We start from the raw sequence: 20,486 nt of genomic DNA, 5'->3' as shown, positions 1-20,486 counted from the left end.
GGAGAACCGGGGCCCCGCCCGCACGGCCCGCTCAGTCGATCTGCCGGTTCCGCCCCGCGAAGAAGCCGGCGGCGAGCTGCGGCAGCATCAGCACGGCCATGAAGATCAGCGGTGCGTGCCAGCCGCCGGAGTGTTCATAGAGGGCGCCGACCAGGATCGGGCCGGGGATCGAGAGCAGGTAGCCGGTGCTCTGCGCGAAGGCGGAGAGGCGGATCACGGTCGCGCTGTCACGGCCGCGCATCCCGATCATGGTGAGCGCGAGGGGGAAGGAGCAGTTGGCGACCCCGAGCAGGCCGGCCCACAGCCAGGGCGCCGCGGTCGGCGCGGTCAGCAGGCCGAGGTAGCCGCCCAGCCCGAACAGCCCGATGGTGACGGCGATTCCGCTCTGGTGGCGCAGCCGCCCCGCGACGGCTGAGAGGGCGAAGGACAGCGGGATGCCGAGCACCGAGGTGACCGCGAAGAGCAGTCCCGCGGTCTCCGCCGACAGCCCCGCGTCGCGGAAGATCTGCGGCAGCCAGCCGATGATGACGTACGCGGCGGTGGCCTGCAGACCGAAGTACACGGTCAGCGCCCAGGCGGTGGGGCTGCGGGTGAGGCGCGTGTGCGGGGCCCCGGAATCGGGCTCCGATGCGGCGCCGGGCTCGGAAGTCCCGTACCGCTGCGCCTCCTTGGCCGTACGGGAGCGCTCGCGGGCGAGGGCCAGCCACGGCGGCACGGCGACGGCGGCGAGCAGGGCCCAGGCGCCGAGCCCCACGCGCCAGTCGGCGCCGAAGGCGCGGGCCAGCGGAACGGTGACGGCGGCGGATGTCGAGGCGCCGAGGTTGAGCGCCATGGAGTAGAGGCCGGTCATGGCGCCGACGCGGTCGGGGAAGCGCTGCTTGACGACCACGGGCAGCAGCACGTTGGTGACCGCGATGCCGCCCAGCGCGAGCGCGCTCAGGGCGACGAACAGGGCGCTGTTCCCGGCGAAGGGGCGCGCCGCCAGTCCTGCGGCGAGCGCGACGAGGCCGCTCACGACGATCGCGTCGGGCCCGAAGCGGCGTGCCAGCCGCGGGGCCATGAAGCCGAACAGCGCGAAGCACACGGCGGGCATGGAGGTCAGCAGTCCTGCGGTGACCGCGCTCATCCCCAGGCTCGCGCGCGCCTCTTCGAGTACGGGGCCGAGGCTGGTGACAGCGGGCCGCAGGTTCACTGCGGCTAAGACGAGGGCGAGGGCCGCGAAGCGGCGCCTCCAGGCGATGGACGGTGAGACGTGGGGACGCGGTTCCGCGTCGCGCGCCGACGCTGTCTTCTTCTCCAACACGCGGGCATCGTATAATCATTGGATGACTCTGTGTCCAGCTCCTCGCCCCACCGGTCTGTTCGATCACGTGGTCGCCGGACTGCGCCGGCAGATCGTGTCCGGGGCCTGGCCCGTGGGCTCGCGCATCCCGACAGAGCCCGAGCTCGTACGGCAGCTCGGGGTGGCCCGCAACACCATCCGCGAGGCCGTGCGGGCGCTCGCGCACAACGGGCTGCTGGACATCCGGCACGGGTCGGGCACCTATGTCGTGGCCACGAGCGAGCTGGCCGGGGTGATGCAGCGCCGCTTCGCCAGTGCCGAGCAGCGCGATGTCATCGAGGTGCGGGGCGCGTTGGAGGCCAAGGCCGCGCGGATGGCGGCGCGGCTGCGCACCGAGGAGGACCTGCGGCGGATGGACGAGCTGCTGGAGCGGCGCGAGGAGTGCTGGGCCTCGGGGGACCGGGACGCGTTCGTGGACGCGGACGCCGCCTTCCACCAGGCGATCGTGGCCGCCTCGCACAACGAGGTGCTGGCCGCGCTCTACGCGGACCTGGGCACCGTGATCCGCGATTCCCTGCGCGGCCACTTCAGCGCCGCACTGCGCCCGGAGGAGTACGTGGACCACGGCCGGCTGCTGGAGGCGATCCGCTCCTCCGCCGAGGACGCGGCCGAAGCGGAGGCGACCGCCCTGCACCCCTCCATCGGCGGAGCAGGGCGGACGCGTACGTGACGAGCCCGCCGCCCGCGCCGTGAAGCGGGCAGGAGCCGACACCGCCCGACGGTGAAGCGGGCGATGGGAGCGCTCCACCCGCCCGAACGGGCGCGAGGGGGCGCCTCCGGTTCCGCCAGCAAACGCGCGGCCCCGAGGACGCCCCGCGCCGGCACCACATGCGCGCCATGTGCGCGCCGCCGTCCGGCAGTTGGCGCCAAGTGGTCTGAACCAGCCAACATGACCGGTCCTCTCCGTTACCCGCGCTCCGGTGCGGCGCGCCACGCCCGCCCGAGGTCACTCGCGCGGAAGCCGCGTGCGGATACTTCTCCCGCCGCCGCGGAACGGCACCTGTTTCCTGCCAGAAAAGCCGGCACGCCTTGACCGGCATGTGACGGCTCTCCAGAGTTGAGGGGCGCAACTGCGCGTACCAGCACGGGGGATCAAGCTGTACGCGGCGTTTCGCCCTGCCCGCGGTGCACCGCACCCGGGCCGCTGCGCTGCGGTGTCACGCGAACCTCCGGGGAATGTCTCTCTCCCAGGAAAGTCGAAATGACACGTACGACGTCACCGGTCCGTTCCTTGACGGCCGAGGAATCCCACCACGCGCCATCCGCGCGCCCGTTGGGGGCTTCTCCGTAATTCAGCGCGTCTCACCGACCCTCACATCATGGCAGGTCAGACGGCACGGGTACGCCCGTCATCACGCCCATGAACCACGCCGGAATCGCCGTGCAATTCTGCCCGTGCACCTCCAACCACCGTTCACCACACGGTGTTTCCATGGCTGTTTGCGCAGCAATTCCACAGAATCCCGTCAGTGATCAGTGGCCTTGACATCCACCAGGGCCGCGTTGAGGATCTACGGCGATGAGACGGGTCCGGATTCCGGAATGCGCGGAACGGTTTGCACGCGATAGCCGTACCGCCATGCCGCGTCCATGAATGCGCAAAGCAATTCCCATGCCCCGCAATGCCGAAAGGAACCCATGCGCCAGTTAGCCGTGTTCGATCTCGACGGAACGCTCGTGGACACCCCGCGCGCCATCGTCGAGACCTTCAGCGCGACCTTCGCCTCGCTGGGCGAGACCGTCCCCGACGCCGACGTACGCGCCACCATCGGACTCCCGCTGGAGCGGGCCTTCGGCGGCCTGCTCGGGCTCGACCCCGGGGAGCAGCGGGTACGGGACGCCGTCGGGCAGTACCAAGTGCACTTCAAGGAGCTGGTCCTCCCCCGCGCCGCCGAGCTGCTGTATCCGGGCGTGGCTCCAGGGCTGGCCAAGCTGGACGCGCAGGGGATCACCCTGGCCGTGGCCACCAGCAAGTTCCACGCCAGCGCCGAGGCCCTGCTGAGCGCGGCCGGGCTGCGGGAGCTGTTCGCCCAGGTCGTGGGGGCGGACGACGTACAGCATCCCAAGCCCCACCCGGAATCGGGACTGTTGATCCTGCGCACCCTCGGCTTCGCCGCCGAGCAGGCCGTGATGGTCGGCGACACCACGCACGACCTGGGGATGGCGCACGCCGCGGGGATGCGGTCGCTGGCCGTCACGTACGGCATCCACGGGCCCGGGCAGTTGGCGGCCGCCGGGCCGACCTGGACGGCCGGCACCTTCGACGACGCCGTCGCGCTCCTCGTCGCCCGCGCGGACTGACCCCCGCGCGAGGCCCCGCCGTTCCACCGCCCGTACGAGCACCCCAAGGACTGCACGGAATGCCTGACCAGGACCGCGAACTGATCGACCGGCTCCTCGACGACCGCACGTACCACATCGAGTTCAACGGCCATCTGACCAACCACTCCAAGCACGCCGTGGTCGCCCTCGCGGGCCTCGGCGTCCCCGCCGAGCGGATCAGGGCCTATTACGAGAACTACGCCAAGCTCACCACCTACGGCTTCGGCCTGGAGCCGCCCAAGCCCGACCGCGTGACCATCACCGAGGACAACTGGCGCGAGCACCTGGGGCAGCGCACGAGCTTCTGGTCCTACACCGCCTTCTTCGAGGCGCGCGTCGAGGAGCTGGGCCTGCGGGACGCCGTGCGCCGCTACGTCCCCGCACTGCTCCCCGGCTGGACCGGCGCCTTCACCCACGCGACCATCCACCTCGGCTGGGCGCTGGAGTACGGCCACCGGTGGATGGCGATCGAGGGCCTCGCCTACATGGCGTTCAGCTACGCGGACTGCCACCCGGAGCGGATGGTGGACCGCTACGAGGAGGCCACGCCCTATGCCTCGCTGCTGCGCGTCGCCGGCGAATGGGACCTGCGCCGCGACGAGCTGAAGCACTCCGTCGCCGACCTCATCGCCGACACCTCGCCCGTGGACGAGGGCCGCATCCACCCGGAACTGCTGCGCTCGGGCCTCCAGTTCCGCATCGCCCGCACCCTGGACGCGGGCCCCGCGCTCATCCGCCCCGCCGAAGCCTGGGCCGCCGACGAGGCAGCCCCCCTGGACTGGGACGGGCTGTACTACGCGGTCACCCTGCTCTATCTGGCGCGGCCCGGCGACTTCGTGCTGCTGCACCTGATCACGTCGCTGTACGCGGTGGAGCACATCGCCGCCGAACTCCCCGAGGAGCAGCGGCAGTTCGCGGTGCGCTGCTTCTGGACCGGGCTGCTCGGCGTGGTCTTCTCCGGCGGCGACTTCCCCGAGCGGCACAAACTCGCCGCGCTGCACGAGCTGTTCGCGGAGGCCCACGACGAGGGGCCCGAGGACTTCCTGCGCCAGGAGTGGGAGCGGACCGTGGCCCGCGCCGTGCTGGAGGAGGAAGAGCACAACCCCAAGCTCGTGCACGTGCTGCGCCGGGTGTGGGAGCGCGGGGGCCGCCGCTCGGTCTACCGGGTCGCCGCCGCCCAGTTCACCGCGACGCCCGACCTGCCGCCCACGTTCGAGGAGCCACCGGCCGAGGAGCCCACGGCCGGGTAGCCGCGCCGCGCGCACGGCCGCGCCGAGCCGTACACGCAACCCGTACAGGCGAACGGCAGCCGCACACCGCACAGCACCCGATCACCGCGTACGCACGCCCACGTACGCGCGTCCGCGTACGCCCACCCACCTACGCGCGTCCACCTACGCCAACAGGCAAGCGCTCACGCACCTCCCACAGGAGAGCTCCAGGAATGTCAGCGACCACCACGTCCGCGACCGCGCACACCACCACGCCGAAGGCGGGCGGAGGCCGGGTGCACTTACTGCCCCAGACCCGTCAGCTCCGCGCCCTGCACACCGTCATCCGCGACCGCACAGCCAGCCGCGAGGACTTCGTCCACCACTCGCGCAGGATCATCAGGCTGCTCCTCGAACACGCCCTGGACCAGCTCCCGTTCGAGGAACAGGAGGTGACCACCCCGTCCGGCGGCACCTACCAGGGCCTCAAGTTCACCGACAAGCTGTGCGGGGTGCCGGTCATCCGGGCCGGCGAGAGCATGGAGGGCGAGCTGCGCGCGCTGCACCCCGCCCTCCGCATCGGCAAGATCCTCATCCAGCGCGACAAGCAGACCAAGCTGCCGCACCTCTACTACGCGCACCTGCCCGCCGATATCGCGGAACGCCATGTACTGCTCCTCGAACCGATGCTGGCCACCGGCGGCTCGGCGAACAAGGCGCTGACCGTGCTGCTGGACGCGGGGGTGCGCGAGGAGAACATCGTCCTCGTCGACTTCCTCGCCGCGCCCGAGGGCATCGCCGCGGTCCACGAGGCGCACCCGCGCGTGCAGATCGTCACCTCGGCCATCGAGGAACGGCTGAACGAGCACGCGTTCATGATCCCGGGCATCGGCGACTTCGGGGACCGCTTCTTCGGCACCGCCGACGCGGGGGCCGTCCGATGACCGCGCCCTGCCCGCTCACGCCGACCGCGTCGGCCGGCCGGTCGCCCGTCCGCACCGGCGCCCACGCCTGCCTGCCCGACCTGCTCCTGGACCGCGTCAAGTCCCGCCCGGACGCGGTCGCCGTCGCCGGGCACACCGGCAGCCTGACCTACCGCGACCTGCTCCGCTCGGCCTTCGGCACCGCGGCGCGGCTGACCGCGCTCGGCATCGGCCCCGACGACACCGTGGGCCTGTACGCCGAACCGTCCGCCGACCTGATCACCGGCGTCTGGGGCATCCTCTTCGCGGGCGGTGCCTATCTGCCCCTCTCCCCCGAGTACCCGGACGAGCGGCTGCGCTACATGATCGAGGACAGCCGCACCCGGGTCGTCCTCGCGCCCGGCCACCTCGCAGGCGACCTGGCCGCGCTCGCGCCGCCCGGCACCCGGATCGTCCCACTCGGCGACGCCGCCCCCACCGAGGAGGTGCCGCAGGCCGCCTGGCGGCCCGACGCCCTCGCGTACGTCATCTACACCTCGGGCAGTACGGGGAAGCCCAAGGGCGTGATGGTCGAACACCGCGCCGTGGTCTCGCAGTTACGGTGGCTGCACACCCACGGGCACCTCGACCAGCACTCGGTCATTCTGCAGAAGACCCCGATGAGCTTCGACGCGGCCCAGTGGGAGATCCTCGCGCCGGCCCTCGGCGCCCGCGTGGTGACCGCGCCGCCCGGCAGCCACCGCGATCCGCAGGCGCTGATCAACGCCGTGCTCGCCCACGAGGTCACCACCCTCCAGTGCGTGCCCACCCTGCTCCAGGCGCTGATCGACACCGCGGAGCTGGGCCTGTGCACGAGCCTGACCAGGGTGTTCTCCGGCGGTGAGGCGCTGACCCGGCATCTGGCCCGCTCCTTCTTCGCCGAGCTGCCCGGCACCGCGCTGATCAACCTGTACGGCCCGACAGAGACGACCATCAACGCCACCGCACACGCCGTGGATCCCGCCGCGGTCCCGGAGGGCTCCGGCACGCTGCCCATCGGCACGCCGGTCGACAACACGACCTGCTTCATCCTGGACGAGCACCTGGCCCCGGTGGACATCGGCGAAACCGGCGAACTCTTCATCGGCGGCGCGCAGTTGGCCCGCGGCTATCTGCACCGCCCCGAGCAGACGCGCGAGCGCTTCATCCCCTCGCCCTTCAACCCGACCCAGCGCCTGTACCGCACGGGGGACCTGGCCTGCTGGAACGCGGACGGCACGATCCGGTTCGCCGGCCGCACCGACAATCAGGTCAAGCTGCGCGGCCACCGCATCGAGCTGGACGAGGTGGCCACCGCGATCGAGCAGCACGCCTGGGTGCGCAAGGCGGCCGCGGTCGTCGTGGACGACGCGCGCACGGGACACCGGCAACTGGTGGCCTGCGTCGAACTCGACCCCAGGGAAGCGTCGCTGATGGACCAGGGCCACGACGCGGGCCACCACCGCTCCAAGGCCGGGCGGCACCAGGTGAAGGCCCAGCTCTCCGATGCGGGGGTGCGCACGGGGGCCGAGCTGTCCGGGCGCGCCGAGGTGCGGCTGCCGGGCGCCGAGGGCACGGCACACCAGCGCGCGACGGCCTTCGCCCGCAAGACGTACCGCTTCTACGAGGGCGGACCGGTGCGCGAGCAGGACCTGCTGTCACTGCTGGCGCCGCCCGCCACTCCCGCGTACGCGACACGGGAACGGGCCCTCGACCTGCACGAACTCGGGGAGATCCTGCGCTGGTTCGGACCCTTCCACGGCGCCGAGCGGCTGCTGCCCAAGTACGCCTACGCCTCCCCCGGCGCCCTGTACGCCACCCAGCTCCACGTCGAGACCGGCGGCATCCCGGGGCTCGAAGCGGGCGTGTACTACTACCACCCGCTCGACCACAGCCTGGTGCGCGTCGGCGACAGCACCCCGGCCGCCGCGGCCGAGGGCATGCTGCTGCACTTCAGCGGACGCAGGAGCGCGATCGAGCCGGTCTACCGCACGAACGTCGACGAGGTGCTGGAGTTCGAGGCCGGGCACATGCTCGGCGTGCTGCGCGAGGTGCTGCCCCAGCACGGGCTCGGCGTACGCCCGCTGCACCGCGACCCGGCGATCGCCGAGCGCCACCTCGATCTGCGCGAAGACGACCACTTCATCGGCAGTTTCGCCCTCGGCGTGCACAGCGGCACCTCACGCCCCGACCCCGTGGAGCTCTACCTCCAGATACACCCGGGCCGCGTCGAAGGGCTCGCCGCGGGCACCTACCGCTGCCTCTCCGACGGCCGCCTGGAGCGCATATCCGACGCGCTCGTCCAGCGCCGGCATGTCGTCGCCATCAACCAACGGGTGTACGACCGCGCCGCGTTCGGCATCAGCGCCGTGAGCCGCGGCGCCGAGCCGTGGCTGCACTATGTGGCCCTCGGCGCCGCGCTCCACCGGCTCCAGCGCAATGACCTGGGCATCGGCCTGATGTCCTCGGGCTACAGCTCCAGGAGCGGGCACCCGCTGCCGGCGGCCCGGCGCCTGGACACGCTGCTCGCGGACGCCGGGGAGGCGCCGGCCGGGGCCTCGTACTTCTTCGTCGGCGGGCGGGTCTCCCGGGAGCAGATCCGCAGCGAGGGCATGTACGAGGACACCGTCCACATGAAGGGCCCCACCGAGCTGATCAGGGAGGACCTGGAACAGCAGCTCCCCGACTACATGCTGCCCAGCCGCGTCCTGCTCCTGCACGCGCTGCCGCTCACCGCCAACGGCAAGATCGACACGCGGACGCTGGCGGCCTCGCCCGAGGTGTCCACGGCCGTTTCCGACGCCCCGTACGTGGCCCCCGCGACGGCGACCGAGCGGCGGCTGGCGACCGCGTGGGGCAAGGCGCTCAAGTACGAACGGGTCTCCGCGCTGGACGAGTTCTTCGCCTGCGGCGGCAACTCGCTCAGCGCCGTCGCCCTGATCAACGGCATCAACCGCGACTACGGGACCCGGCTGCCGTTCCAGGTGCTCTTCGAGTGCCCGCGGCTGGCGGACCTGGCGGCACGCATCGACGCCGAGGCCGAGGCGGGCGAAGAGGCACCCGCCGGCCGCCTGGTGACGCTCCATCAGGGGGAGCCCGACCAGCCCGTGTTCTGCTGGCCGGGACTCGGCGGCTATCCGATGAACCTGCGCCGCCTCGCCCGGGAGACCGCGCAGGGCCGGAGCTTCTACGGGGTGCAGGCGCACGGCCTGAACGCCGGGGAGAGCCCGTACGCCACGATCCGCGAGACGGCGGCGGCCGACATCGCGGAGATCCGCAGGGTGCGGCCGCACGGCCCGTACACGCTGTGGGGCTACTCGTTCGGCGCCCGGGTCGCCTTCGAGACGGCCTTCCAACTGGAGCAGGCGGGCGAGAAGGTCGCGCAGCTCCTGCTCATCTGCCCCGGCAACCCGAGGGTGCACGGTACGGGGGCCGGCGCGGGCACCGGCGAGGCTCCCTCCCGCACGGCCTCGTTCGCCGACCCCTCGTACCTGACCATCCTGCTGTCCGTCTTCACCGGCACCACCAGCGGTCCCGAACTGGAGCGGTGCCTGAGCGGGCGGCACGACGAGGAGAGCTTCACGGCTTTCGTTCACGAGCTCGTGCCCGATCTCGACCCCGCGCTGATCCGGCGGATCGTGCGGCTGGTCGGGGCCACGTACGAGTTCGAGTACACCTTCCGCGAGCTGGCGGAGCGCCGGATCCAGGCGCCGGTGACCGTGCTCAAGGCCAGCGGCGACGACTACTCCTTCATCGACGCGCACTCCGGTTACGCGGCCGAGCCGCCGATGGTGGCCGAGCTCGCCGGCGACCACTTCGGCGTGCTGCGGGAGCCGGGCGTCGCCGAGCTCGCCGAGGCGGTCCGCGCCGCGCTCCTGCGCTGACGAGCCTGCGCCGACGAGCCGTTAGCAGCTCGCGTACGCGAAACCCACGTACACAAGAGCCCACGTACGCAAGGGCCCGGTTACGCGGAACCCACGTACGCCACAGCCCACCCACGCAAGCCCACGAAAGGCACGGCCATGCCCCATGTGACGATCCAGCACTTCCCGAAGGACTTCTCCGACGCGCAGCGGCGCGAGCTCGCCGACGCGCTCACCGCGCTGATCACCGACCGCTTCGAGGTGCCGCCCGGCGCCGTGTCCATCGGTCTGGAGCCCGTGCATCCCGACGAGTGGCAGGCGCGGGTCTACGGGCCCGTCATCGAGCCCCGGCTGCCCGCGCTGCTCAAGCGCCCCGACTACGACCGGCAGTGAACGATCCCGTGACACAGGCAAGGACAGGGACACCCATGCGCACCCACACCCCCATACCGCTCGTCTGCTCCGAGGAGGTCGCCGAGGCCCTGCACGCGGGAGATCCGGTGGTGGCCCTGGAGTCCAACGTCATCACGCACGGACTGCCCTATCCGGACAACGCCGCGACCGCGGCCAAGGTGGAGGCGGCCGTCCGCGCGGGCGGTGCGGTCCCCGCGACGATCGGCGTGGACGAGGGCCGCCTCCTCATCGGCCTGAGCGACGAGGACATCGAGCGCTTCGCTTCCACACCGGGCATCCCGAAGGTCAGCAGCCGCGACCTCCCCGTAGCGCTGGCCCGCGGCGGCAAGGGCGCGACCACGGTGGCGTCGTCGCTGGTCGCGGCCGAGCTGGCGGGCATTCCCTTCTTCGCCTCGGCCGGCATCGGCGGGGTGCACAGGGGCGCGGAGACCAGCATGGACATCTCCTCCGACCTCGTGCAGTTCACCCGCTCCAAGGTGGCCGTGGTCTGCGCGGGCGCGAAGAACATCCTCGACCTGCGGCTGACGATGGAGTACCTGGAGACCCAGTGCGTACCGCTGGTCTCCTACCGCTCCGACGACTTCCCCGCCTTCTACTGCGCCTCCAGCGGCATCCGCAGCCCGCACCGGATCGACGAGGCGGAGACCGTGGCGCGGGTGGTCGAGGCGCACTGGGCGACGGGCAGCGGGAGTTCCGTGGTCATCACGACTCCGCCGCGCGCCGAGGACGCGGTCGACAGCGAGGTCGCCGAGGCGGCCCTGCGGGAGGCGCTGGCGGACGCCGAGCGGGACGGCGTACGGGGCAACGCGCTGACCAAGTACCTGATGCGCGCGATCGACAGGACCACGGGCGGGCGCACCTCGCAGGCCAACATGGCGGTCCTGATCAGCACAGCGGAGACGGGCGGCCGGCTGGCGGCGGCCCACGCGGAGCTGTGCCGGGAGCGGGAAGCTTAGGACCCGGGGCGGCGTGCGGGCGGGCGGGCCGTCGTCAGGTCCGGCCGTCCGCCGGCCTGTGCAGCACGTAGCGCTCGCAGGTCTCCGCCTCGTGGTACGCGAGCACGCCCGGGACGCAGGAGACCAGCACGCCGCACCCCGAGCCGACCGCGTACTCCAGCGCGGCGCCCAGCGGCACCTCGCCCCCTGCGCTCCCGCCGTCCCTGAGCACCACGCAGACGTCGGGCGCTCCGGCGTCGCGCAGCAGCCGCTCCACCTCGGCGGGGTGCTCCTCGGGCGGGGCGAGCCGGCGCGCCCAGCGGGGGTCGAGGTGGGCGGAGAAGGAACCGGCGAGTTCGCTCTCGAACTTCCGCCAGTGCTTCGGGTTCCCGCCGTCCAGCAGGGCCAGCAGCCGGGACCTGCGGTCCGGCGTGAGGAAGGCGCGGGCGGCGGCCGCGGCGTGTTCCAGGAGAAGGTCGTTCGGCACGGCACCACGTTCTCAGGGGCGGGTGCCGTGCCGGGAGGGCCGCGCCGACCGCGCCGACTCCGTCCGTGTACCGCCGTTCCCCCGGCATGCGTAAGGCTGTGCGCTGGGGCGACGTGCGTGGCGCAGTATCCTCGTGCGCATGGCCGACATCATCGATCCGGAGCAGCACGCAGCACTCATCGAACACCAGCGCGAGGTGTACGCCGCCTTCGCCACGCTGGACTCCTTCGACGGTCCCGACGACGACCGTCCCGCCCTGCGCGAGAAGGCCCGCCAGACCGTCACAGCGAAGGAGGCCGCACTCCACGCGAGCGGCCTGATCGAGCAACACGGCTACCACAAGGCGTCCCAGGCGTTGAAGGACGCGGCGAAGGATGCGGGGGGCGAGGGCGCGGGGGCTGGGGTGGCCGAGGAGTAGCGGCGGGGCAGCGCGGGTTGGCGCGGAAGCCGCCCGGAATTCGGCGCAGACCGCGCGCAGGCCGTCCAGCGGTGCCGGGCCCGCCTCTCTGGGCCCAGCAGCTCGCAGGCACTTCCCGCGCACCGCGCGGTGCGGCCGGGCGCGGGATCACGACGGCGAAGGCGACCGGCGGGACGAGCGGCACCCCGCTCCGCGTCGGTGCCCGGCGGAAGCGTGCCGGAGGACGAGATCAAGGGACTGGTGACGGCGGCCCTGCGCTGACCCGCACCCCACTGCACCACGCTGAACCGCGCCGCGGGCCCGGACAGGAGAAGGGCCCCGCCGACGGGGGAACAGCGGGGCCCGCCCCCAGTGTGCCACGCCAGGACGTGTGAGCGATACATCGAGCCGAGGGTGATCGAGGTGGTCAATGTCCTTGCGCAGCACGGCAGTTGGGCCCGGGAGGGGCCGGAGCCCCTCCCACGTCCGAGCCCCCTGCCGCGTTCTCTTGCAGTGCGCAAAGGCCGTCGGGCGGGGGCGGCGCCGGGGTACAAAGGAGCGATGACGGAGCATGCGGAGCCCGCGCGGGACGCGGACGATGTGGACGCGGTGACCAACGCGGTGCTGACCGCCTCGCGCCTGCTGGTCGCCGTCGCCGCGCGCTCGCTGGCCTCGGTGCAGGACCGGGTGACCCTGCCCCAGTTCCGGCTGCTGGTCGTGCTGTCGCAGCGCGAGCACGCCACGCTCACCGAGCTCGCCGAGCAGTTGGAGGTCAACCCCTCGACCGCGATGCGCATGATGAGCAGGCTCACCGCCGCGGGGTTCACCGACCAGCAGGTCAACCCCGACAACCGGCGCGAGCGCCTGCTGCGGCTCACCGGCGCCGGCCACCGCATCGTCGGCGAGGTCATGGCGCACCGCCGCGCGGAGATCGCCGCGGTGGTGGAGCGCATGCCGGCGGACCAACGCGGTTCGCTGGTCGACGCGTTGACCGCCTTCGCCGACGCGGGCGGCGAACTCCCCGCGCCCCGCGAGAGCCGCGACCTCCACCCGCTGGGCTGGACGACACCGGCACCACGGCAGCACGACGCTCGACAGCGCAACACACGACAGAGCAACGCGCGACAGAACGGCACGCCAGGGAACGGCACGCGGCAGCGCAACGGCTGAAGCCCCGGCTCACATGTACGTGCCAGGCGACTCCATGACCAGCAGGGCGACCGCCAGCAGCAGGCCCAGCACGATCAGCGCCGGCCACCGCGTCCGCTCCCTGGTGGCGAGGACGACGAGGGCCGGGCCCACCGCGTTCGCGGCGAGGAACCACCAGGCGGGGGTGGGGAGTACTCCGTTCCACGGCCCCGCGACGAAGATGACGAACACGGCGAGCGCGAGACATGCCGGAACGGTGAGCACGAGGGGGCGCGTCGCGGTGAGCCGGAACAGCACCGCGTACCCGACGGCCACGGCGACGAGCCAGCCGATCAACGCCACGAACTGGTGCAGCGGGAGGCAGAGCGTGTCACTGCCCTCGCAGGCACGCGCGTTCAGCCGCTCGGCCCACGCCCACAGGGCACTCGCGCTCCACCCGGCCAGCAGCCCGCCGAGCGCGCCCACCGCCACGGGGAGGGGCAACCGGCGGACGGACAGGAGGGACAAGGGGACGGACAGCCGGCCACCGGACAGTCGGCCGCCGGACAGCCGACCGCCCGACGACCGCCCACCGGATAACCGGCCTCTGCCTCTGTCTGCGCTCTCGCCTCTGCCCGTGCTCTGCTCGCCGCTCCCGCTCTCCCCGCCGCTCCCGCTCTTCTTCATGCGACCGCCCTTCAGGAACGTGTGGTGAACGGACACCAGTTTCCCTGGGCAGCCGGGCCGCCCCTTGCCACACTCGGCTCATGCGGGAACGTCAAGGCTGGCGCGTGGGGGACCCGTTGGCGCCCCCGGCCGTGGGCCTGCTCCTGATCGCCGACGCGTACGTGGTGTGGAACGCCCTCGGTCACGGCCCACCAGTGATCAGGGGCGCCGCCCTGGTGGCGGCCGCTGCGCTGCCCCTCGTGCTGGGCGCGCACCAGTGGGGCGTCCGCCGCCTCGCGGTGCATCTCGCCCGCGTACAGCATCAGCGCAATCCGGCGGGGCCGAGCGGACTGCAGTACGGGGCCATCGCCCGCGTCACACTTCCCGAGGGCCGCATGCTGCTCCTGGCGTGGCTGCCGCCCGGCACGCCGGAGTGGCTGCGCCCCGCCGACCGCATCCTGGTGTGGGCGCGGCGGGTGCTCGGCTGCCTCGTGCTCGCCGCCGCCGCGTACTACCTGGTCTTCAACGCGCTGTACCGCGGCGGGACCCTGGTCGCGATCATCGTCGGCGCGCTGGCCGGCGCCGCGCTGCTGGGCCGGCTCGGGTACGCCGGCTACCACGCCGTCGAGCTGCGGCGCGAGGCGCGGGGCAGACGCTCGGCCGGAGTGTCCTGGCGCGGGCTCGCCGCGCCCGCCGCGTGGCTGGTGACCTGCGCGGGCCTGTTCGCCGCCGCGTGGTTCCCGCTGCGGCACGCGCACCTCGCCGGCACGGACGGGCTCGGCGTGGTCGAACTCGGCTTCGTGGTCACCGGGTTGAGCATGGCCTCGGCCCTGGGCGGCGCCCTGCTCCTCGGCGTGTCGCGGCTGCTGCACGGCCTGGGCGCCCGAGCGAAGGGCACAGGCGAGGGCTCCAAGGCGCACGACGAGGGGCGCGCCGCGCTGCAGTTGGCCGCCGCCGAGCAGCGGCGCGCCGAGGCCGACCACGAGCGCGCGGTGGCCGACAGGGAACGCGCGCGGGCCGACCGCGTGATCGCCGAGGCGCGGCTGCGCGAGGCGGACGCGGAGCACCTGCGGGCCGAGGCCGACTACCGGCGCGCCGAGCGCGGACTGCCCCCGCTGACCTCCGGAGGTGCGTCCGGAGGGGCGTCCGGCGGTGATCCGGGAGGGCCGCGGCCCGACCCGGGGAACGGCGAGGCACCGCCCCCGGTTCCACCCCCGACCCCGCCACCGGTGCTGCCTCCGGCCGGATGACGGACAGTGCTGCCCCGCATTCGACGTAGCTCACCTCATCCCATCGTCCAACTCTCCCTCCCCCACCGCGCGTTGGCGGATTGCGTCGTACAGACGTGCCGTACCGGTCCGCGTACGCTGCCAGCGCGATCCGCTGGTGCCGCGGCGGCGCCCGCTCCGCTCCCGCGGCGGCCACGGCCGCCGGTGCCGGGGGCCGACGACCTGGAGGACCCATGCCCGAGCCCGCGCTCGCCTCCGACCGCCTCGGCGTGCCCTCGGTCGTCTTCTTCGTGATCTCCGCCGCCACGCCGCTCACCGTGGTCGCGGGCGTGGTCACCACCGGCTACGCCACGACGGGCCTGACCGGGCTGCCGCTCGCGTACCTGGTCGTCGGGGCGGTGCTGGCGCTCTTCTCCGTCGGGTACGTGGCGATGGCGCGTGACGTGGCCAACGCCGGTGCGTTCTACGCCTACATCGCCCGCGGTCTCGGCCGCCCGCTGGGCGTGGGCTCGGCGTGGGTGGCGCTCGCCGCGTACAACGCGCTCCAGGTCGGGCTGTACGGCGCGATCGGCGCGGCCGCGAAGCCGCTGCTGTCCGACTGGTTCGGGCTCGACGTGGCCTGGTGGGTGATCGCGCTGGTGTCCTGGGCCGCCGTTGCCGTGCTCGGGCTCCAGGACATCGGGCTCAACGGGCGGGTCGTGGCCGTGCTCCTGGCCGCCGAGATCGCCGTCATCCTGATCTACAGCATCGCCGACGTGGCCCACCCCGCGGGCGGCGCGGTCTCCCTCACGACCCTCGCCGCAGGCAACCTCTTCGGCCCCGGGCTCGGCGCCCTGCTCGCCCTCGCCGTGCTGGGCTTCGTGGGCTTCGAGTCCTGCGTGGTCTACAGCGAGGAGGCGCGCGACCGGCACCGCACCGTACGGGTGGCCACCTACACCGCCGTCGCCCTCATCGCGCTGCTCTACACCTTCGCCTCCTGGGCGATGAGCGTGGCCACGGGGCCCGCGCGTATCGTGGGGCGCTCGCGCGCCGAGGGCGCCGACCTCGTCTTCCACCTGGCCGCTGGGCACTTGGGCACCGGCTTCGTGCACGCGGGCCGCGCGCTGTTCGTGACGAGCGTGCTCGCCGCGATGATCGCCTTCCACCACACCACGGCCCGCTACGTCTTCGCGCTCGGCCGCGAGCGGATCCTGCCCGCTTCGGCGGGGAGCACCTCGCCGCGTACCGGTTCCCCGCGGGTGGGCTCGCTGGCGCAGACCGTGCTCGGCCTGGCGGTGATCCTGGTCTACGCGGCCGGGGGCTGGGACCCGCTGGTGCACCTCTTCTACTGGGGCGGCACCATCGGCGGCCTCGGCATCCTGCTGCTGCTCGCCGCGACGGCGCTCGCCGTGGTCGCGCACTTCGCGCGCGAACCGGGCGAGCACGGCCTCGGCAGGCGCGTACTGGCCCCCGTTCCCGCCGCGCTGTTGCTGCTCGGCGTGCTCGCGCTCGCCCTCGCCAACTTCGACACGCTGCTGGGCGTTTCCCCGTCCTCGCCCCTGCGCTGGGGCGCCCCGCTCACGTACGCCGTGCTGCTGGCGGCCGGCACGGGCTGGGGCCTGCTGCTGCGCCGCCGGAGACCGCGGGTGTACGAGGCGGTCGGGCGCGGCGGCGTGCCGCACCCCGGCACCGCACCCCCGCAAGCACCCCCAGGCCAGTCCGCCGCCCGCGACGAGGAGGCTCCCCGATGACCCGAAGCACCGCCCCCGCGATCCAGTCGGCTGGGCTCGACGACGTGCCCGAGATCGCCGAGTTGATCGCCACGGCCTTCGCCCCGCTGGCCGTGGCCCGCTGGCTGGTGCCCCACGGTCCGGGCGGCCCGGACGACACGACAGAGCGGGTACGACGGCTCACCGCCAACTTCGCGGTGCACGTCGAACACGCCCTGGAGCACGGCCACATCGACCTGACCGGCGACCGTACGGGCGTCGCCGTGTGGGTGCACCAGGAACCGGGCGCTCCCGAGCCGCCCGAGCCCGCCGGCTATCCGGCCCGCCTCGCCGCCTCGGCCGGGCCGCATCTCGCCCGCTTCCAGGCCCTGGACGAGGCGTTCGGCGAGAACCATCCGCAGGAGCCGCACCACCACCTCGCCTTCCTCGCCGTACACCCCGGCCGTCAGGGCGACGGCCTGGGCACGGCGCTGCTGCACCACCATCACGCGGCCCTCGAAGCGGCCGGGCGCGCGGGCTACTTGGAAGCGTCCAGCGAACGCAGCCGCGCGCTCTACCGTCGGCACGGCTACCGCGACATGGGCGACCCCTTCCATCTGCGCCCCGACGGACCGCCGATGTGGCCCATGTGGCGCGAGGCGGGGGCGCGGTGATGTCCGGACCGCTGACACGGTGAGGCGCCGACGACTGGCACCGTGAGGGGCGGACCGCCGGCGCCGTGAGGCGCGGGCGGCGCACGCGGTGAGGCGTGAGGGAGCGACCGCAGACCCGCTGAGCCCTACGCCGCGCTCACGTCCCGTCGAGGTGGAGCCTGCGCGCGATGACGTCCCGGGCGACCTCGTACAGCGGGCGGTCGTGTGTCCAGGCGTGCACCCGCAGCCGCAAGAGCGCGGCGTCGATGGGCACTTGGAGCTGGACGGTGAGCATGCCCGCCGCCTGGTGGACCTCGGCGCGGTGCAGGTCCAGCGCCTCTTCGGCGAGGTGGTCCCCGGCGCCGTCGAGCACCCCCGTCGGTGTCTGGAGCAGCAGGTCGAGGGCGACGCGCGCGAAGGCGCGCAGGTCGGCGAGCTGCGCGGGCGAGGGCGGCACGGCGGTGGCCCGGTAACCGGTGAGCACCCCGATGGTCGCCTCCCCCAGCCGCAGCGGGAGGGCCACGACGGCGCGGGCCCGCAGCAGCCGCGCCGCGTCGGCGAGCGCGGGCCAGCGCAGGGTGGCGGTGAGGTCGGCGGTGGTCACGGCGAGCCCGGTCTGCGCGGCCTCGGGCGTGGGCCCCTCGCCCACGGCGTACTGCAGGTCGTCGAGCGCGGCCCCGATCTCGTCGGCCGGGTCGACCCACAGCAGCTCCAGGCGCCCGCGCGCCGAGAGCAGGCTGACGGTGACCGAGTCCAGGCCGAGCAGCGGCGCCATGGTGGCGGCCGAGGCGGTGGACAGGTCGCGTCCGTTGCGTACGTCCTCGTGCAGGCCGTCCAGAACCCGGGTCAGTTCACTTGTGGGCATGGCAAGCACCCCCCGGTGCCTGGTCGGCGGAGGCGGCCCGGGTGGTGGCGGCGCGGGGCGCCATCAGGGGGACCTGTGGAGCGCGGCGGGGATATCGCGCTGTGCGATGTGGGAGGCGAGCTCGGTGAGCTTCCGCTGCCGTGAGCGGGCGTGGCTGCGCAGGCGGGTGAAGGCATCGTCCATGGTGATGCCCAGACGTTCACTGAGCACACCCTTCGCCTGTTCGATGACGAGGCGGCTGTCGAGGGCCGTCTGCAGCTGCCGGGCGACCTCTTCCCGCGTGTGCAGGGCCCGTTGGTGGGCGAAGGACACCGCGGTCGCCCTCGCCAGGGTACGGGCCAGCCGCAGGTCCCGGTCGGTGACATAGGGCGGCCCCGCCATCAGCAGGTTGGCCGCGCCGAGGGGCGTCTCGGGGGCGCTGAGGGTCACCGCGGCCACGACCGTGATCCCCTCGGCCCGTGCGCGCGGGGCGAAGCGCGGCCAGCGCTCCGCCACTCCCGGCTCCCGCGTCAGGGGCGTGGGCGGGAGGGGGCGCTTGCTGCGCGCGCTGTCCAGGCACGGCCCCTCGTCCAGGTCGATCTGCTCCTGTTCCAGGCGGCGGCACATCTCGTCGGAGGCGGTCAGATAGGTGACGCGGCCGGCCTCGTCCATGGTGGTCACCCCCGCGGCCCGGATCGGCAGCAGGGCGGCCAGATACTCGGTCAGATCGTGCAGCAGTTCCAGCGGATCGAAGCCGACGGGCCGGTGTACGAGGTCCAGTACCGCATCGGCGACACGCACGTCGTGGTCGGTGTTCATGCGGAGCCTGCCAGTTCGGGGGCGGGCTCCCGTCGGCGCGACAGCGGCGGGGTCCGGGCCGGAAACGTCAATCGGGAGTGGTCACGGCCTCGCCAGGGAGGCCCCGCGCGGCCCGACGCAGGGGGCCGCGCGCCCCGCTCGTTCTGCGGTCCGGCGCCTCGGCGCCCGGCCCTGGAACCCGCGGAGCACCCACCACGCTACTCGCGGGGAAAGGAGGCCACCAGGGTCGGTCGGGGGCGGTTCGCTGACGGAAACGTGCGGCCGCACGGAGGCGCCGGAGCCGGACCCCGTACAAGCGGAACCGTCCGTTCGAACAGTCTGTACAGGGCCCGGGGGCACGCCTACGCTCGAAGGCGTCAGGGGTCAGGAAGCGGCCCGCCACAGTGAGTTGAGCTGTGCGGGGACACGATTTCCTTGAAACTGCCGACCCGGACCATCGACGGACACCTCCTGATCACGGTGTACCGCACTCCCCCGGTGGCCGAAGCCCAGGAGCTGGCCGCCGCCCTCTCCCGGGCGCTCGCCGGGCATCACGGCCCCGTCAGCGTGGTGGACTGGCGCGCCGGTTCGCTGCCGCTGCCGTACGCGGAGGTCCTCTTCCGCGCGCAGCAGCAGGCCGCGGCCTCGGGCAGCACGCTGCGGGTCGCCGCGCCGACTCAGCTCGCGCGCGGGGTACTTCGCTTCGCGGTGAACGACGGGGTGCTGCACATCCACCCCTCGCTCTCCAGCGCGCTGCGGACGCCGTGAGGGGTGACGGGGCGTCAGGCGTGCACCGCCGGGAGTCATGCGTGCACCGCCGGGCGTCAGGCGTGCACCGCGGAGAAGAGGTCGGTGTGCACCTCGATGCGCTGGTCGGTGCCCGCGAGCTGGAGCACCCTGTGCACCAGGGGCGCGGTGGCCACGATCCGTACGCTGATCCCGCGCTCGGCGCCCTCCCGCCAGATGTGCTCCAGCACATCGACGCCCGTGGTGGTCAGCACCGCGGCGTGCAGGTTGATCACGAGGACCGAGGAGCTGCAGCGGCGTAACGCGCGGGTGAGTTCGCCGGTGACGCGCGAGGCTGTGCCCAGGTCGATGACCTCGCACAGGAGGACGAGGTGGGGGATGTCCGCATGACCCCGCACAGGCATGGTCGTCTCCGAGACGCTGATAGGCATCCGCAACGCGGTGGCCGACTGCCTGACCACTCACTGGTGTCGGTGACGCGGGCCCCGCGCACGGCGCGGTCCGAGACCATCGGGAGCACCGCGGCGCGACGCCTGGTGTGGGCGTACCCGGTTGATTCCCCCTGCGCGTGCCGCCGTCACTCCCTGCCCTGCCGGAATTCCGCCGGCACGGGGTGCGGACGCCACCGTGCGCCGTGCGGGCGGGCGTTGGCGCGAGAGGGCGGCGGCCACGGGCGCGGGAGGGCTGCGGCGTGGGCGGAAGAGTCCGGCCGCAGCTCAGGAGAAGACGGTTCGGCTGCGGCCGGCCGGGGCGGGGACGGTGCCTGTGGCAACCCGTGCGCCTGTTTCCGGGTGCCGGGGAGGCTGGGCGTACAGGCGCGC

General features: G+C 73.2%; 19 protein-coding genes. 13 read left to right on the top strand and 6 right to left on the bottom strand.

Going from position 1 to position 20,486, the window contains the following annotated elements; genetic code table 11:
- Nucleotides 1–31: 31 nt before the first annotated feature.
- Nucleotides 32–1,303 (bottom strand): CynX/NimT family MFS transporter, encoded by a 1,272-nt coding sequence (locus tag ABEE00_RS29310; RefSeq protein ID WP_451918689.1) that lies wholly within the window; start codon nucleotides 1,301–1,303, stop codon nucleotides 32–34.
- Between the two features lie 22 nt (nucleotides 1,304–1,325).
- Between ABEE00_RS29310 and ABEE00_RS29305 the strand changes: the two genes are divergently transcribed.
- The 7 genes from ABEE00_RS29305 (at nucleotide 1,326) to ABEE00_RS29275 (ending at nucleotide 11,049) form a co-directional block, all read left to right on the top strand.
- Nucleotides 1,326–2,012: a FadR/GntR family transcriptional regulator gene (locus tag ABEE00_RS29305; RefSeq protein WP_345748744.1), complete on the top strand. Its 687-nt coding sequence runs from the start codon at nucleotides 1,326–1,328 to the stop codon at nucleotides 2,010–2,012.
- 968 nt (nucleotides 2,013–2,980) lie between these two features.
- Nucleotides 2,981–3,643, top strand: coding sequence for an HAD family hydrolase (locus ABEE00_RS29300; RefSeq protein WP_345748743.1), 663 nt, complete (start codon nucleotides 2,981–2,983; stop codon nucleotides 3,641–3,643).
- Nucleotides 3,644–3,702: 59 nt separating this feature from the next.
- Nucleotides 3,703–4,914 (top strand): questin oxidase family protein, encoded by a 1,212-nt coding sequence (locus ABEE00_RS29295; RefSeq protein ID WP_345748742.1) that lies wholly within the window; start codon nucleotides 3,703–3,705, stop codon nucleotides 4,912–4,914.
- A 194-nt stretch (nucleotides 4,915–5,108) separates the two neighbouring features.
- Nucleotides 5,109–5,819, top strand: coding sequence for a uracil phosphoribosyltransferase (upp, locus tag ABEE00_RS29290; protein WP_451918688.1), 711 nt, complete (start codon nucleotides 5,109–5,111; stop codon nucleotides 5,817–5,819).
- Nucleotides 5,816–9,700: an amino acid adenylation domain-containing protein gene (locus tag ABEE00_RS29285; RefSeq protein WP_345748741.1), complete on the top strand. Its 3,885-nt coding sequence runs from the start codon at nucleotides 5,816–5,818 to the stop codon at nucleotides 9,698–9,700. Before upp ends, ABEE00_RS29285 begins: the two co-directional genes overlap by 4 nt.
- Before the next feature lie 138 nt (nucleotides 9,701–9,838).
- Nucleotides 9,839–10,072: a tautomerase family protein gene (locus ABEE00_RS29280; RefSeq protein WP_345748740.1), complete on the top strand. Its 234-nt coding sequence runs from the start codon at nucleotides 9,839–9,841 to the stop codon at nucleotides 10,070–10,072.
- Nucleotides 10,073–10,107: 35 nt separating this feature from the next.
- Nucleotides 10,108–11,049 carry a pseudouridine-5'-phosphate glycosidase gene (locus ABEE00_RS29275; protein ID WP_345748739.1) on the top strand — a complete coding sequence of 314 codons (942 nt, stop codon included), beginning with the start codon at nucleotides 10,108–10,110 and terminating at the stop codon, nucleotides 11,047–11,049.
- Between the two features lie 34 nt (nucleotides 11,050–11,083).
- Here the strand turns inward: ABEE00_RS29275 and ABEE00_RS29270 are convergent, their stop codons facing one another.
- Nucleotides 11,084–11,515, bottom strand: a complete 432-nt coding sequence (locus tag ABEE00_RS29270; RefSeq protein WP_345748738.1) for a hypothetical protein — start codon at nucleotides 11,513–11,515, stop codon at nucleotides 11,084–11,086.
- Nucleotides 11,516–11,654: 139 nt separating this feature from the next.
- Between ABEE00_RS29270 and ABEE00_RS29265 the strand changes: the two genes are divergently transcribed.
- Complete coding sequence (locus tag ABEE00_RS29265; RefSeq protein WP_345748737.1) at nucleotides 11,655–11,933, top strand: hypothetical protein; 279 nt, start codon at nucleotides 11,655–11,657, stop codon at nucleotides 11,931–11,933.
- A 540-nt stretch (nucleotides 11,934–12,473) separates the two neighbouring features.
- The gene (locus tag ABEE00_RS29260; protein ID WP_345748736.1) at nucleotides 12,474–13,082 is read left to right on the top strand and encodes a MarR family winged helix-turn-helix transcriptional regulator; all 609 of its coding nucleotides are present in this window, start codon (nucleotides 12,474–12,476) and stop codon (nucleotides 13,080–13,082) included.
- A 9-nt stretch (nucleotides 13,083–13,091) separates the two neighbouring features.
- Here the strand turns inward: ABEE00_RS29260 and ABEE00_RS29255 are convergent, their stop codons facing one another.
- The gene (locus ABEE00_RS29255; RefSeq protein WP_345748735.1) at nucleotides 13,092–13,544 is read right to left on the bottom strand and encodes a hypothetical protein; all 453 of its coding nucleotides are present in this window, start codon (nucleotides 13,542–13,544) and stop codon (nucleotides 13,092–13,094) included.
- A gap of 263 nt (nucleotides 13,545–13,807) precedes the next feature.
- Here ABEE00_RS29255 and ABEE00_RS29250 point away from each other — a divergent pair, with 263 nt between their 5' ends.
- The 3 genes from ABEE00_RS29250 to ABEE00_RS29240 all read left to right on the top strand — a co-directional run bounded on the left by ABEE00_RS29250 (nucleotide 13,808) and on the right by ABEE00_RS29240 (nucleotide 17,297).
- Nucleotides 13,808–14,956: a hypothetical protein gene (locus tag ABEE00_RS29250; protein ID WP_345748734.1), complete on the top strand. Its 1,149-nt coding sequence runs from the start codon at nucleotides 13,808–13,810 to the stop codon at nucleotides 14,954–14,956.
- A 212-nt stretch (nucleotides 14,957–15,168) separates the two neighbouring features.
- On the top strand, nucleotides 15,169–16,665 hold the full coding sequence (locus ABEE00_RS29245) for an APC family permease (RefSeq protein ID WP_345748733.1): 1,497 nt from the start codon (nucleotides 15,169–15,171) through the stop codon (nucleotides 16,663–16,665).
- The gene (locus ABEE00_RS29240; protein ID WP_345748732.1) at nucleotides 16,662–17,297 is read left to right on the top strand and encodes a GNAT family N-acetyltransferase; all 636 of its coding nucleotides are present in this window, start codon (nucleotides 16,662–16,664) and stop codon (nucleotides 17,295–17,297) included. The genes ABEE00_RS29245 and ABEE00_RS29240 overlap by 4 nt, the downstream gene beginning before the upstream one ends.
- Nucleotides 17,298–17,433: 136 nt before the next feature.
- Here ABEE00_RS29240 and ABEE00_RS29235 read toward each other — a convergent pair whose 3' ends face one another.
- Together ABEE00_RS29235 and ABEE00_RS29230 are read right to left on the bottom strand one after the other, a co-directional pair.
- Nucleotides 17,434–18,141 carry a GAF and ANTAR domain-containing protein gene (locus ABEE00_RS29235; RefSeq protein ID WP_345748731.1) on the bottom strand — a complete coding sequence of 236 codons (708 nt, stop codon included), beginning with the start codon at nucleotides 18,139–18,141 and terminating at the stop codon, nucleotides 17,434–17,436.
- Between the two features lie 63 nt (nucleotides 18,142–18,204).
- The gene (locus ABEE00_RS29230) at nucleotides 18,205–18,939 is read right to left on the bottom strand and encodes a GAF and ANTAR domain-containing protein (protein WP_345748730.1); all 735 of its coding nucleotides are present in this window, start codon (nucleotides 18,937–18,939) and stop codon (nucleotides 18,205–18,207) included.
- 414 nt (nucleotides 18,940–19,353) lie between these two features.
- Here ABEE00_RS29230 and ABEE00_RS29225 point away from each other — a divergent pair, with 414 nt between their 5' ends.
- Complete coding sequence (locus ABEE00_RS29225; protein ID WP_345748729.1) at nucleotides 19,354–19,686, top strand: hypothetical protein; 333 nt, start codon at nucleotides 19,354–19,356, stop codon at nucleotides 19,684–19,686.
- A 56-nt stretch (nucleotides 19,687–19,742) separates the two neighbouring features.
- Here the strand turns inward: ABEE00_RS29225 and ABEE00_RS29220 are convergent, their stop codons facing one another.
- The gene (locus tag ABEE00_RS29220) at nucleotides 19,743–20,096 is read right to left on the bottom strand and encodes an STAS domain-containing protein (protein ID WP_345748728.1); all 354 of its coding nucleotides are present in this window, start codon (nucleotides 20,094–20,096) and stop codon (nucleotides 19,743–19,745) included.
- Between the last annotated feature and the right edge of the window lie 390 nt (nucleotides 20,097–20,486).

Origin of the sequence: Streptomyces odontomachicola (assembly GCF_039605595.1) — a bacterium.
In the GTDB taxonomy this organism is placed as follows: Bacteria; Actinomycetota; Actinomycetes; order Streptomycetales; family Streptomycetaceae; genus Streptomyces.
This window is presented reverse-complemented; position numbering and strand designations above follow the sequence as displayed.

Coding starts and splice junctions, on each gene's coding strand:
- ABEE00_RS29305 (WP_345748744.1), top strand. CDS start 1,326: ATGACTCTGTGTCCAGCTCCTCGCCCCACCGGTCTGTTCGATCACGTG.
- ABEE00_RS29300 (WP_345748743.1), top strand. CDS start 2,981: ATGCGCCAGTTAGCCGTGTTCGATCTCGACGGAACGCTCGTGGACACC.
- ABEE00_RS29295 (WP_345748742.1), top strand. CDS start 3,703: ATGCCTGACCAGGACCGCGAACTGATCGACCGGCTCCTCGACGACCGC.
- upp (WP_451918688.1), top strand. CDS start 5,109: ATGTCAGCGACCACCACGTCCGCGACCGCGCACACCACCACGCCGAAG.
- ABEE00_RS29285 (WP_345748741.1), top strand. CDS start 5,816: ATGACCGCGCCCTGCCCGCTCACGCCGACCGCGTCGGCCGGCCGGTCG.
- ABEE00_RS29280 (WP_345748740.1), top strand. CDS start 9,839: ATGCCCCATGTGACGATCCAGCACTTCCCGAAGGACTTCTCCGACGCG.
- ABEE00_RS29275 (WP_345748739.1), top strand. CDS start 10,108: ATGCGCACCCACACCCCCATACCGCTCGTCTGCTCCGAGGAGGTCGCC.
- ABEE00_RS29265 (WP_345748737.1), top strand. CDS start 11,655: ATGGCCGACATCATCGATCCGGAGCAGCACGCAGCACTCATCGAACAC.
- ABEE00_RS29260 (WP_345748736.1), top strand. CDS start 12,474: ATGACGGAGCATGCGGAGCCCGCGCGGGACGCGGACGATGTGGACGCG.
- ABEE00_RS29250 (WP_345748734.1), top strand. CDS start 13,808: ATGCGGGAACGTCAAGGCTGGCGCGTGGGGGACCCGTTGGCGCCCCCG.
- ABEE00_RS29245 (WP_345748733.1), top strand. CDS start 15,169: ATGCCCGAGCCCGCGCTCGCCTCCGACCGCCTCGGCGTGCCCTCGGTC.
- ABEE00_RS29240 (WP_345748732.1), top strand. CDS start 16,662: ATGACCCGAAGCACCGCCCCCGCGATCCAGTCGGCTGGGCTCGACGAC.
- ABEE00_RS29235 (WP_345748731.1), bottom strand. CDS start 18,141: ATGCCCACAAGTGAACTGACCCGGGTTCTGGACGGCCTGCACGAGGAC.
- ABEE00_RS29230 (WP_345748730.1), bottom strand. CDS start 18,939: ATGAACACCGACCACGACGTGCGTGTCGCCGATGCGGTACTGGACCTC.
- ABEE00_RS29220 (WP_345748728.1), bottom strand. CDS start 20,096: ATGCCTATCAGCGTCTCGGAGACGACCATGCCTGTGCGGGGTCATGCG.